General features: G+C 41.9%; 13 protein-coding genes. 4 read left to right on the top strand and 9 right to left on the bottom strand.

Annotated elements, in window-relative coordinates:
- The first annotated feature begins 170 nt into the window (after positions 1-170).
- Positions 171-1190, top strand: coding sequence for an LLM class flavin-dependent oxidoreductase (locus NSS80_RS09505; RefSeq protein ID WP_024427753.1), 1020 nt, complete (start codon positions 171-173; stop codon positions 1188-1190).
- A gap of 38 nt (positions 1191-1228) precedes the next feature.
- Here the strand turns inward: NSS80_RS09505 and NSS80_RS09500 are convergent, their stop codons facing one another.
- A complete protein-coding gene (locus tag NSS80_RS09500; RefSeq protein WP_024425703.1) occupies positions 1229-1849 on the bottom strand; it encodes a GPR1/FUN34/YaaH family transporter in 621 nt (206 codons plus the stop codon).
- Positions 1850-1991: 142 nt separating this feature from the next.
- Between NSS80_RS09500 and NSS80_RS09495 the strand changes: the two genes are divergently transcribed.
- Entirely contained in the window at positions 1992-2813 is an 822-nt protein-coding gene (locus NSS80_RS09495) for a uroporphyrinogen-III synthase (RefSeq protein WP_024427754.1), read from the top strand.
- Positions 2814-2851: 38 nt separating this feature from the next.
- On the opposite strand, the gene NSS80_RS09490 is transcribed toward NSS80_RS09495, so the two are convergent.
- Genes NSS80_RS09490 through NSS80_RS09480 form a run of 3 tightly spaced genes read right to left on the bottom strand, consistent with a single transcriptional unit; the run spans position 2852 to position 4813 of the window.
- Positions 2852-3454 (bottom strand): DedA family protein, encoded by a 603-nt coding sequence (locus NSS80_RS09490; protein ID WP_024425701.1) that lies wholly within the window; start codon positions 3452-3454, stop codon positions 2852-2854.
- A 53-nt stretch (positions 3455-3507) separates the two neighbouring features.
- Positions 3508-4389: a UTP--glucose-1-phosphate uridylyltransferase GalU gene (gene galU, locus NSS80_RS09485; RefSeq protein ID WP_034624312.1), complete on the bottom strand. Its 882-nt coding sequence runs from the start codon at positions 4387-4389 to the stop codon at positions 3508-3510.
- Positions 4390-4393: 4 nt separating this feature from the next.
- Positions 4394-4813 (bottom strand): GtrA family protein, encoded by a 420-nt coding sequence (locus tag NSS80_RS09480; protein WP_080769828.1) that lies wholly within the window; start codon positions 4811-4813, stop codon positions 4394-4396.
- A gap of 155 nt (positions 4814-4968) precedes the next feature.
- Here NSS80_RS09480 and NSS80_RS09475 point away from each other — a divergent pair, with 155 nt between their 5' ends.
- Positions 4969-5199: an excisionase family DNA-binding protein gene (locus NSS80_RS09475; RefSeq protein WP_041117653.1), complete on the top strand. Its 231-nt coding sequence runs from the start codon at positions 4969-4971 to the stop codon at positions 5197-5199.
- 750 nt (positions 5200-5949) lie between these two features.
- The gene (locus NSS80_RS09470; protein ID WP_241770691.1) at positions 5950-6297 is read left to right on the top strand and encodes a hypothetical protein; all 348 of its coding nucleotides are present in this window, start codon (positions 5950-5952) and stop codon (positions 6295-6297) included.
- 6 nt (positions 6298-6303) lie between these two features.
- Here NSS80_RS09470 and NSS80_RS09465 read toward each other — a convergent pair whose 3' ends face one another.
- From NSS80_RS09465 to glcD, 5 genes are read right to left on the bottom strand one after another with little or no spacing between them, the layout of a single operon-like run.
- The gene (locus tag NSS80_RS09465) at positions 6304-7404 is read right to left on the bottom strand and encodes a Ger(x)C family spore germination protein (RefSeq protein ID WP_081124484.1); all 1101 of its coding nucleotides are present in this window, start codon (positions 7402-7404) and stop codon (positions 6304-6306) included.
- On the bottom strand, positions 7401-8501 hold the full coding sequence (locus NSS80_RS09460) for a GerAB/ArcD/ProY family transporter (RefSeq protein ID WP_061109567.1): 1101 nt from the start codon (positions 8499-8501) through the stop codon (positions 7401-7403). The genes NSS80_RS09465 and NSS80_RS09460 overlap by 4 nt, the downstream gene beginning before the upstream one ends.
- Positions 8502-8513: 12 nt before the next feature.
- Complete coding sequence (locus tag NSS80_RS09455) at positions 8514-10103, bottom strand: spore germination protein (RefSeq protein ID WP_317221999.1); 1590 nt, start codon at positions 10101-10103, stop codon at positions 8514-8516.
- Positions 10072-11412, bottom strand: coding sequence for a (Fe-S)-binding protein (locus tag NSS80_RS09450; protein WP_317222000.1), 1341 nt, complete (start codon positions 11410-11412; stop codon positions 10072-10074). Before NSS80_RS09450 ends, NSS80_RS09455 begins: the two co-directional genes overlap by 32 nt.
- Positions 11409-12818: a glycolate oxidase subunit GlcD gene (glcD, locus tag NSS80_RS09445; protein ID WP_046311365.1), complete on the bottom strand. Its 1410-nt coding sequence runs from the start codon at positions 12816-12818 to the stop codon at positions 11409-11411. Before glcD ends, NSS80_RS09450 begins: the two co-directional genes overlap by 4 nt.
- Positions 12819-12882: the final 64 nt, after the last annotated feature.

Genomic DNA, 12882 nt, shown 5'->3' with positions numbered 1-12882 from the left:
CTAGAATTGATATTTCATTCTATGTGCAAATTTTCAAATTGGAAGTAAAACCTAGAAAATCATCATTTCGAAAATCATCGAATCAAATCATTTAAATCTTTCATTGATTTGTGTTATGGTGTTGAAAGTATAAAATAGTATGATTTTTGACAGAAATGGGGACATCATATATGAGTCAATCAGTTTTACAAGGCAAAGCCTATTCCGTTTTAAATTTATCCTCAGTGACAGAAGGAGGTACCATTAAAGAATCTTTTGATCGTAGTATGGATTTAGCAAAGAAGGCGGAGAAGTGGGGTTATCATAGATACTGGCTGGCAGAACACCATAACATGGAAGGGGTAGCGAGCTCTGCAACGTCTGTTTTAATTGGATATATTGCGGGAGGAACCGAAAAAATTCGAGTAGGATCTGGCGGGATTATGCTGCCAAACCACTCTTCACTTGTCATTGCCGAACAATTTGGCACACTTGAGACATTGTATCCGGGGAGAATTGATTTAGGTCTTGGCAGAGCACCAGGGACAGATCAGTTAACAGCAAGGGCGCTTAGACGTAATCTTCATAACGGAGAAGATTTCCCTGAGCAGCTTGAAGAACTTCGTCAATATTTCAAACCGACCGGTCAGGTTAAAAAACATGTAAGAGCTGTTCCAGGAGAAGGCCTGGACATTCCAATTTGGCTCCTTGGTTCAAGCGGTTTTAGCGCTAGACTTGCAGGAGAACTTGGATTGCCATTTGCCTTTGCAGCACACTTCTCACCTAAAAATACAATTCCCGCGTTAGAGTTGTACAGACAGTCATTTAGACCTTCTGATGTATTAAAAGAGCCTTATGCCATGGTCGGTGTGACGGTTTTTGCTGCAGATCAAACAGAACGGGCTGAATATTTGGCAACCTCTCATTATCAGCGGTTTTTAAGTCTCATTCGCAACACACCAGGAAAACTGAAGGCGCCTGTCGACAGCATGGACGGTCTTTGGAGTCCATATGAAAAGGCAATGGTGGATGAACAATTAAGCTCGACTATCATTGGGGATAAAGAAAAGGTGAAAACAGAATTAGAAGCCTTTATAGAAGCTACTCAAGCAGATGAAGTGATGATTAATTCGGATATGTTTGACCATCAAGAAAGAATGCGCTCGTATGAAATCATCGGAGAGATTTTTCAAGAGGCACAAGAAAAATAAACATAAAAAAAGAACTGCACAGAGCAGTTCTTTTTTATTTAAGCTTTTGTAAAAATGCGAAATGGTTGTCCGATTGGCAGAACAATACGGCCAAAATGTGTATTAAGGACAACAGCTGCAGAACCATAAAATGAGAGCAGGGAAATGATCAATTCTGCAATACCAGCCATGGTATGAGTCACATCGTACATCACACCAAAAGTGCTAAGGGAAAGACCAATGAATAAGAAATCAATAAAGACGAAAATCAAAAATAACACTTTATGTGTTTCCATTGCACCAATCGTCATAAACAAGCTGAAAATCAAATAGCCAATAAACGCAAAGCCTAGCTGTTTTGGATCTGCTGCTCCCGCAAGCGTTTTCCCAAAGACGCCGGCTTGAATGAGCCAAGTTGTTCCAACGCCCATCCAGAAAAGACCGAATGCGCCAAAAGCAGTGGCTCCAAAAATATTATGATGCTTTGAATCTTGTATGGACGCGATCAGCTGCGCGATTCCTCCAAGGAAGATAGCCCAAGGTAAAATAAGAGAAGTGCCATCTGTGATTCCTAGTTTTTGTGAGGACGCAACGAGCGTCACCATTGCTAAACCAAACAAACCAAGTGGTGTTGGGTCTGCAATTGATAATCGAATTGCTTGAACATTCTGTTTTTCCATAATGACCTCCTACAATTTGCACTTACAAAAGATACTCGAATTCGATAGAAACGTCAAGCTCTTTTTTAGTAGACACTTGCATCGTCTTCCAAATAAATCTATATTTAATACATATCAAATGTGATAGAAAAAGAGGGATAACATGAGTAAAGGCTTATCTGGAAAAACGATTGCCATTTGTGGAACAAGAAAAACAGAAGAAATGCGTACACTTGTCGAAAAACAAGGAGGACAAGCCGTTATTCGCTCTCTTCAAGGAACCGTATTTTTAGCCAAAGAGGATTTAAAGCCAGGCATAGAAACCTTTGTGAGACAAGGGGCCGACTGGGTGATCTTGACAACAGGCATCGGTACAGATACATTGATTGAGAGTGCAGAAGAGCTGCAACTTGGTAAAGAATTTGTGAACATTCTATCAAACGCACATATTGCTTCAAGAGGGTACAAAACCTTTGCTGCGCTGAAAAAACGCGGAATTCAGCCAGAGGTCTCTGATGAAGACGGAACGGTTCGTGACTTGATTTCAAAGCTTGAAGACAAGGAGTTTCAAGGAAAACGCGTGATGGTGCAGCTTCATGGTGAAAATGCACCAGCTCTCATTCAGTTTTTACATGACAAGGGGGCAGATGTTTTGCCGCTTTTACCATATCAGCACACACCTCCTGAACCAGAGGCAGCTGAAACGCTGCTGCAAGAAATGAAAGATGGACAAGTTCATGCCGTCTGTTTTACAACCGCTGTCCAGGTCCACGCCTTTTTCAAACTAGCCGCAGAATGGGGCAGAAAAGAAGAATTGCAAGCATTATTCGAGCAGGATGTGCTTGCAGTAGCTGTCGGAAAAGTCACGGCTGAAGCTTTAAAAGAAGAGGGAATAGACCGAATTCTTGCCCCGTCACTTGAGAGAATGGGAGCAATGATTATAGAATTATCCCAATATATGAAAAAACAATCAGCACACATATAAAAAGACGCCTTTCACTGATCTGGTGAAAGGCGTTTTTGTTAGATTGTCCGTTTTCGATTCGTCCGAATTTTTTTGAGTACAAAGTAGAGAACAATCAGGACGATGGCAATGACCATAATGGGGGTTGTATAAGCATGAGCAACACTTTGAATATGATCCCATTTCGTCCCAAGCTGCATGCCAAGATAGATAAATAAGATAGACCAAGGGATGGCAGCTAATCCTGTCAAGAAAACAAATTTCAAAAAAGGCATCTTGGCAATACCCGCTGGAATCGAGATGGCATGACGGACAACAGGGATAAAGCGGGCGGTAAAGACTACACCGGTTCCATACCGATCAAACCAGCGCTCTGCAGTCGCGATATGATGTTCATGGATGAATAAATACTTTCCATACTTTGTTAAAAAAGGTCGTCCGCCGTACAGACCGATCCAGTAAATAAAACACTGGGCGAGCGTACCACCGATGACGCCGGCAATCACAGCTCCTACAAAACCAATTGTGCCTGTTGATACCATATATCCGCCATAGGCAAGTACAATTTCACTCGGAATGATTTCAATCATCAGTCCAAGTGCAACACCCGCGTAACCTAGGCTTGTCAGCCAGGTTAAAATTTCATTAAACAAGGTTCCCATTCATTTCACTCTGCCTTTAAATACGAATTTTCTTCAAGCATCCTTATAAGAGCCTATGCTTGTTTTTCTTCTCTCATGAGTATGCTTTGCATATATGCTAGCATGGCTGGCCGCATATCATGACGCATTAATCCAAGTTCTGCCGCTGCCTTAAACGAGCCGAGCTTATCACCAACATCAAATCTCATCCCATCTAATTGTGTTGCATAAATGGGTGATTCATGTGCAATGATTTTCAGCGCATCTGTCAGCTGGATTTCGTTCCCGGTACCTCTCTCGATTCCTTGTAAAATAGGAAAAATCGATGGTGTTAACAGGTACCTGCCCATGACGGCTAAATCGGAAGGAGCTTCATGAATTGCTGGCTTTTCCACTAAGTCTGTGACTTCAAACACTTGACCGTCTATTCTAGCTGGTCTTATCATACCATACTTACTGACATCTAGACGATCCACTTGCTGGACGCCAATGACCTCTCTTTGTTTGTCTTCAAAGACTTCCATGAGCTGAGAGAGTGCAGGTCTTTCTGACACCATGACATCATCACCTAAAAGGACCGCAAAAGGATCATTGCCAGTAAAATGACGTGCACATAATACCGCATGTCCAAGACCTAAGGGCTCCTTTTGACGAATATAATGAATATTGGCCATATCCGCAATATGTTTGATTTCAGCAAGCTGTTCTTCTTTCCCTTTTTCAAGCAACGTGTGTTCTAGCTCAATCGAACGGTCAAAGTGATCTTCAATCGATTTTTTATTTCTTCCTGTGATAATCAGTATATCTTCAATGCCTGATTGAACAGCCTCCTCAACTATGTATTGAATGGCGGGTTTGTCGATAATAGGCAGCATTTCCTTTGGCTGTGCTTTCGTTGCGGGTAAAAAACGTGTGCCTAATCCGGCTGCTGGTATGACGGCTTTTTTAATGTTCATTGAATCATCGCTCCATTTCTGATGGTTTATTTTCTGATGGAAAAACCCATAGGCGGCTTCCAGTAAAAGTGATCATCATGCCAAGAAGGGTACCAATCGCTTTACTAATGAATAATGAGAAACCTGCTTGCTGTATGACATATAAGACAACATAGGTGAGGAGGCACGCTACGCCGTTGACTGTGGCCCACTTGATCCATTCCCACTTGTCAGCTTTCTTTTTCACTTGGAACGTCCATTTTCGATTCCAAACATAACTGTTCAGCATTCCTGCGGTATAGGACAAGCACTGTGCAAGAAAAGAGGGAACAAAGCAAGCAGTTAAAAAAAAGAAGAACAGAAAGTCAATCATCGTATTGCTAGCGCCTACAGTTAAAAATGCGGCATAGGTCCGAATATTTTTCTTTGTCATGCGAAGGATCATCACCTCCTAGTGTTTGAGTGGATGTATGAATACTGTACAAAAGCGAGTTGACGAATCAGTGAAGAAAAGATGAAAAAAACATGAACAAGCGATAACTGTTTTTTCACCAGCTCGTGATATAATTTGTAAGATGAAACGAACGGTGGTGCACATGCATGTATTTAACAATTGGAGAAACAGCTGAAAACTTAGAAGTATCTGAAGCATATGTTGAAAAATTAATCCAGCAAAAAAAGATTCGTTACGTATTTGACGGGGAATCTTATCTCATTTATCAAGGGCAGTTTCAAACGCATTTAAAGCAGCTCGAGCAATATAAAGAGCTCGTCCAAGAAATCTTAAATGAACCGATTCCGGAAGACCCCGATGTAAAGGATGAAGATTAGAAGATCGTTATTTCTTCATTTGAAACAATATGGACGAATGGCCGCGGTTATAGAAAGAATGATTTCTATTTCACCTTAAGCTTGCTCCAATGAAAGAAGCAGAATAGCAGTAAAAGGAAGTGAAAACGCAACTACTTTATGTGAAGCCTGTCAAAAAAACGAAATGAACGTTGTAGAATCGTCAGATAACCGAAACAGCCTTATCAATTATGCCATCAATGCCACGAAAGACTGCTCAGCTATTCATTACAGCCTATTGAATGGTATAACCTAGCTGTTCTCCATTCTCCTAAACAATTTTTATTGTTTGATGATTTTTATGGAGAGGACGGACAGGCTTTTCAATTAGAGGAGGCTGTCGTCATCACCAAAAGCGAGAAAGCTCCAACATTACAAGCCGTTAGGCATGATTTGGTGTCTATATTAGACTTTTCAATCACTAGATGGTTTCTTGAGGATGATGTCATCGATGCTTTGAAACAGCACGATCAGCAAAAAATCTTGGATTCTATTCAAAGTAGGTTTCATGAAACGGAGCATGCCGAAGTGAATGTTAGAGATCACGGCTGATGTTTTAGATACATTTGCCGCTGAATGGGTCAGGGAACTTTTGGATTACGAGGACGAAGAATTCCTTTACCCACTTTCGTAGGCAGCAGCTAGCAGTTTGCCGGGAGATGAGGGATTACACCATATATTAGAAAAATTGAAATCGATCAGTGAAAAAGATTTGCCGTTAGAGGCTTTTATTTGCCTGCACCGTTTCCGTTCTCACAAAATATTGGATTGGATGGAGTCAAATTGCACCCATTTCACGATCAGTGGGGAAGGCTGGCAGCCGTCAGCTGTCCAACCTGGGAAAGAATGAAATCTTGGCTAAACAAAGGAAGGCCTTTCAGCTTAATTGCACTAGATACAATGGCAAACTGTGCAGGAAATGGACCGGCCCTAGTGGAACAATTTTCACCTAAAATCCTTAAAACTGATAAAAATGAAGTAGAGAAGATTTTACATGATGTTAATCAAAAAGATCAGGTTCCACGAGTGAAAATGAAAGTGTCCAATATCTTGGAGAACAAACAAGACATATTTGAATAAGCCTTTTTATTGGCTGACTCCCGTTTGAACAATTTTCATGCGGCATTTCACTTTTACATCCGCATCAGGATAAATGTCTTGCCATTTTTCTGGTGTCATTGCCTTGTCTTTTGATCTATACCTAAGGCCCAGTCCAAGCGGGTCTATGTTTTGCTTTTTAAAGGACTGTACAAGATCTTCTCCTTGCTGAGTGATACGTTTTTCAACTTCTTTTTCGACTTGGTCCAATATATTCGGTTTATCGATTTTTTTGGACTTCATGAATTCTTTTAATTCGCCTTTTAGTTTGATATCAATCGTGATATGAGGCTTTTTTGTTAGGTTTTTCGTCGGTTTGATCTGGTAAGACACATGTGATTTGATATTTTCAATGACAACATGAGTCTTTGCTCGATCATGCAATTGAAACTCATAGATGCCATTTTTATGATTTTCAATCATCGCTTTAAATGTGAACGTGTCTTCTCCTGGAATATGACCCACCATTTTTTCTTGATCAAATAGAGCAACGCCCGAGACCTTGATGGCATTGCTTGTTCTTTCAATGTAAGGGAGATAAGCATCGACCCCTTTTGCCATCATCTGATTCATAAAAATATGCTGATTTGTGACTGGCTCATTGCCATTTCGCATATTTTGCGTTAACAAATCAGAGAGATATACACCTATATTTAAGTTCGTTTGATTCATTTTTGTGTATAATAATTCTTCGACTTCTCCGCCAACAATCGCAAACACTTGGCGTGAACCAATAATAGGATCACGATAAATGTAATTCATTAAATCGATCATGCCGACTTCTTTTGCTAACTTTTCACTGACTAAAATAACGAGCACCTGGCCCATAACCACCGGAAAAGGCGATTTTTCTGACACGAGAAATTGGATATTACTAATCGTGTTTGACTTTGCACTTAATATTTGATAGCTGCCTTGCTCTTCACTTTTAAAGACGGGAAAGACAAAAAAGCCCTTCATTTCGCCATCTTCCATTAAATCAAATCCTGCCGCCTGAGAGATATTTAATTCATCTAATAGCCGGGGCTGTGCACAGCTAGTTAACAAAAGACTAAACAACATAAGACCTATGAGTACATACTGTTTCATGTTCGTTTTTTCACCCACCTTTTTTTCAGCATCAGTCCAATGACCATACAGACAATCAATCCATAGATCAGAATGAATCCGCTATATTCCACCCATTGATTAAAGGTTTCAAAAGAAGTTGCACCGGCAAAAAACGAAAACATGATCAGAATGAGAATGCTGAGACCGATTAAATTGACGCGCTGGCTTGTATGAAATACTTGTTTCGCCATTCGGCTCGCAGCCCATAATGGAATCGCGATATTTGGAATAATAAGAAGCAGCCAAAGAGACACTTCAATAAATTCAAAGCGCTGAATGAAGGGAAGTTTCACAATGCTTGTTAACGTCAATGTTGGCCATTTTGTTAATTTAAGCTGAGCACTCGAATAATACGCAATGGATACGAGAAAGACAAGTAAATTTAAGCATGTCGTGAATAATGCTCCCATGTGGGCAAATTTTTGTGACGTTTGTGCTTTTTTAATAAAGGGATAATAGACAAGCAGCGTTCCAAAACCAAACATGGGTAAGGAGGCATCTTTGAGACCCATTACCAGCTGCGAGAATGTATGATCAAACATTGGAAACATAAAGCGAATGTGACTATATTTCATGACGTAAAAGCAAATAAACGTCATCCAATATGTGAGTATAATGCTAAAAAACGCCCATCCTGCAATGGTTCTAAAGCCGCCGGTATGAATGTAATACACTAGCACAAGCAGTACAGCAGCAAACAAAAAACCCGGAATTTCTTTAAACAGCCACACATGGATTACATCCATATAATGGACGAGGACAGTAAGCGACAAACATGAAAAGTATAAGATGTAGAGAATATTGAATAATTGCCCAATCCATTTACCAAATACGAATTTTGTAATATGAACAAATTCATCCGAAGGAGCCTTTTTAAACATCAAGTAAATCAGAAAGATCATCACATTGACACTGATGCCAGAAATTAGAATGGCGATCCATCCGTCATTATTCATGGAACGGACAAGGTTCGTTTGAAAGTTTAAAATGCCGACACCTACTTGATTGGCATTAATGAGAAAAAACACAAAAAAAGGGGATACTTGAAATTTCTCTTTGACAGAAGAAGAGCTCATGCCTTCACTTCCTTATTCATAAAAATCATTTTTCCCCTTCCGGCCTTGCTTAGGCTTTGGCTGGTGAATGGTTCTATTTTGTCCGCGTAAATTATCCGGCCTTTTATTCAAAAAGCGAAGCTGAGGGCGAATCAAACTGCTCTTTAAATCAGCTAGACGAGGTGGATAAATGGGTTCAAGGTATGGCTGCCCAATAGAGGTTAATTTCATCAAATGGGTGATCAGAAAAGCGCCCATCAGTGAAATTCCTAAGGCTCCCCAAACCTGTGCTGCAAATAGAAAAGGGAACCTCAAAAGCCGGATGGCATTTCCCATTTTATAGATCGGGGTGACAAAGGAAGCTAGAGCAGACAATGCCACAATAATCAGCAGGATATTACTTGTTAAGCCCGCTGCCACCGCCGCCTGTCCAATGACGATCCCGCCAACAATCCCGAGTGTTTGTCCTACCTTTGTCGGAAGCCTGGATCCAGCCTCTCTTAGTAATTCAATCGAAATCTCTAAAAATAGTGCCTCAATGATCGGAGGAAATGGCACAAGATAGCGCGAGGACACAATGGTTTCTAATAAATCCTTTGGGATCAGCTCATAATGAAAGGTTAAAACGGCTACATATAAAGGTGTCGCAAAAATGGAAAATATCACAGCAAATATGCGCAATAGCCTAAAGCAAGAAGCCGCAATCCATGACATATTATAGTCTTCCATAGTGGAAAAATACTCAAGTAAAATAGTCGGGGCAAGCAAGACATGAGGCGAACCATCCACTAATATGGCAATTTTCCCTTCTGATAAACCTGAAGACACGCGGTCGGGTCTTTCTGTATTCAAAAACAACGGAAAGATCGTATTGGACACATCATAAAGCATTTGAGCAAGGTAATTCGCATCTAAAATCTGATCATAATTAACGTCCTCAATTCGCTGAAGAACCGTTTCGATGTTTTCCGGGTTGGCGATTTCTTCAATATATAACACGGCTACTTTTGTTTGAGACAGCGTACCAACCGTCTTTTCCTCAACTTTCAGGTTAGGCGTTGGCAGCCGCCGCCTGACTAAATTTAAATTGGTATCTAAAGACTCTACAAATGCTTCCTGTGCACTAATAATCCCAAATTCAATCTCAGGCGGACCTACTTGTCTGCCTTTCTTTTCTTCAATCGGCAAAAGAAGCGTTTTGCCCCAGTCTGTCTCAAGTCTAATGGCAATGTTGCCCCGGTGAAGGGCTTCTTCCACTTTTTGAAGATCACTCGTGATGACAGCCTGCTCAATGGGAATTCGTTCTTTCAACTCTTCAAGAGTGGGTGTCAGATGCATTTGTTTGAGGGAGGGGAGAATTTGTTCATGTAGAAGATGTCCATTAATCAATGAACGAAAAAAGGAAATCCTATACAGAAAATCTCCATTTCGAGACAGCTCATTTGTAAAATCAGCAGAACGTGACAATGCTTCAAATACTGAATTCGGGTCCTTTTGTTGTTTGTTTTTCTTCAGCATTTGAACCAGCTCCTTCGGCGATTTGCCTCTATTATCTAACCAATTGTCTAAAGATATGCATGAAAAAAAGCGTTCAGCTTGATGGGCTGGACGCTTTTTTTCCATATAGAACGGCTTCTAATAATAAATCAGCTAAATGGACCGCGCGCATGCTCGGCGAGTGCCCTGAGCGTTTGATGCCTGCTGCCATTTGCAGCTGACAGCCTGGATTAGATGTAACGATGGCAGCCGCCTTTGTTTGGCTGGCTTCTGTCATTTTATGATCTAAAATTTGCATCGACATCTTTGGCTGCAAAATGTTGTAAATACCAGCTGAGCCGCAGCACCGGCCCGCATCCTTCATTTCTTTAAATGATACACCCTGAATGGCCTTCATCAGCACCCTTGGCGCATGCTGTACACCCATTCCGTTCCGCAAATGACAGGAATCTTGGTAGGTGATGACTTGCTCTGGCAAAGCAAGCGGCATGCGGCGGTGAAATTCCAGCTCCACTAAAATGTCTGATATATCCGTGATTTTCTTTGAGAAGGCTTCACTTCGCTTTTGAAAATCCGGATCATCGCAAAGCAAATGATCGTAATCACTTAAAAAAGCGCCACAACCGCCCGCATTCATGACAATGGCATCCGCATCTATCTCTTCAAAAGCTTCAATATTCCGCTTTGCTAACTTTTTCGCTTGTTCTTTTTCACCGCTATGGCCATGGAGCGCTCCGCAGCACGTCTGAATAGGAGGAACGAAGACGTCACAGCCTGCCAGCTGCAAAAGCTGGATGGTTGATTCGTTTGTACTGGAAAAAACCGTGTCCATTAAACAGCCAGTAAAAAAGGCGACACGTTTTCTCGCTGGCCCGGCGGCTTTGTATTCCGTCAAACGGCTTTTCTGTTGACGCGGCACCTTTGGAAGCGCCTGTTCCATCAGGCGTAAGTGCGGTGGAAGCACCTTCAGCATGCCAGTTTTGCGGGCAGCCGTTTGCAGACCAGATGTTTGATAAAATCGAAGAAGTCCTGCTGCTTGCCTCATTCGGCTTTGTGAAGGAAAGAGACCTTTAAACACTACACGTCTTACAAGTTTGACAGGAATGGATTGTTTTTTGTGCTGCTGAATGATGTCTCTTGCATCTTCAAGTAACCGTCCATATTTAACGCCGGAAGGGCAGACCGGTTCACATGCACGGCAGCCAAGACAAAGATTCAGTGAATGCTCGACATCTTCATCTGGCTCAATGACGCCGTCTCTCACCGCCTTCATTAAAGCAATTCGGCCGCGGGGAGAGTGTGTTTCTTGTTGACCAGATTCAATATAAGTCGGGCAGGAAGGAAGGCAGAATCCGCAGCGCATGCAATTGAGCAGCTCTTTTTCGTCCATTTGCTGCTGAAATGCTTGCTGAATCTCTGTTTGTTTAGAACTCATGAGACCACCACCCGCTTTCTTGCGGCTTTTCCAAGCACTTTATCAGGGTTCATGATATTTTCCGGGTCAAGCGCTTGTTTGATCGCTTTCATTGCCGCAATGCCTTCTTTTTTAACCTTTAGTTCTAAGTAAGGGGCTTTCATAAGACCTACGCCATGTTCACCCGTAATGGTGCCGCCAAGTGAGACTGCTTTTTCAAAAATGGCCTGAAAGGCTTCTTCCACCCGTTTCATTTCTTCTTCATTTCTTGCATCTGCTGCACAAGTAGGATGCAAATTGCCATCACCTGCATGACCAAATGTACAGATTTTCACATCGTACTCTCTCGCAATGTCTTCGATCGCCCGCACCATGCTGGCAATTTCAGACCGGGGGACTGTGGCATCTTCTAAAATGGTCGTCGGACTTAACCGGGCGAGAGCTGATAAAGCAGATCGTCTCGCTGTTAAAAGGGCATTGGCCTCTTCTTCAGAATGTGCGATATTCACTTCTTTTGCACCGTGCTGCTGGCACACTTTTGCGATGCGCTGCATATCACAGGTAACCGCCTCAGGATGGCCGTCTTGTTCGATTAACAGCACCGCTTGAACGTCAGTCGGCAAACCGATTTTTGCAAAGTCTTCAACGACTTCCAAAGTCGGCTGATCCATAAATTCTAATGTGGCGGGGATGATACGCTCTGCAATAATCGCCGACACTGAAGCGGCGGCTTCCTCTAAACTTTCATATAAGCAAAGCATCGTTTGTTTTGTTTCTGGAAGCGGCAAAAGCTTCAGCGTAGCTTCAGTGACAATCCCGAGCGTTCCTTCTGAACCTACGAACAAACGGGTCATATCATACCCAGCCACGTCTTTTGCAAGCTTGCCGCCTGTTTTGATGATGTCACCGTTTGGCAGAACGACTTCAAGTCCAAGTACATAATCTCTCGTCACTCCATACTTTAATCCCCGGAGACCACCTGAATTTTCATTAATATTTCCGCCTAATGTAGAGATTTTCATAGAGCTTGGATCAGGTGGATAGAAGAGGCCTTTCGCCTCTACTTGGCGAATGAGTTCCTGTGTGATCAAACCAGGCTGCACCGTTGCTGTCAGGTTTTCTTCATCTATTTCTATTAATTGGTTCATTCTTGTAAACAGCATCACAAGTCCGCCTTGAGTGGGACATGTGCCTGCACAAAGGTTCGTTCCTGATCCTCTTGGCACGATCGGAATGTTATATGAGGAGCAGAGCCGGACAATTTGCTGGATTTCCTCAGCCGTATGCGGGCTTACGATGACATCTGGCATATGCTGAAAATTTGGTGTTGCATCATAAGAGTAGGCAAGCCGATCGGCTTTACTGTCCTGCATGTAAGAAGCACCGACAATCTTTTTTAATTGATTTAAAAATTCAGAATGTAACATACGCATTCAACTCCTATTGATGAGACGTATCGTTTCTTTCAGTATAAAAAAAGAATCGCCTCAT

The organism is Bacillus sp. FSL M8-0350 (assembly GCF_038593345.1).
Classification (GTDB): Bacteria; Bacillota; Bacilli; order Bacillales; family Bacillaceae; genus Bacillus; species Bacillus safensis.
The sequence above is the reverse complement of the archived record's forward strand: the minus strand, read 5'-3'. Positions and strand labels throughout refer to the sequence as shown.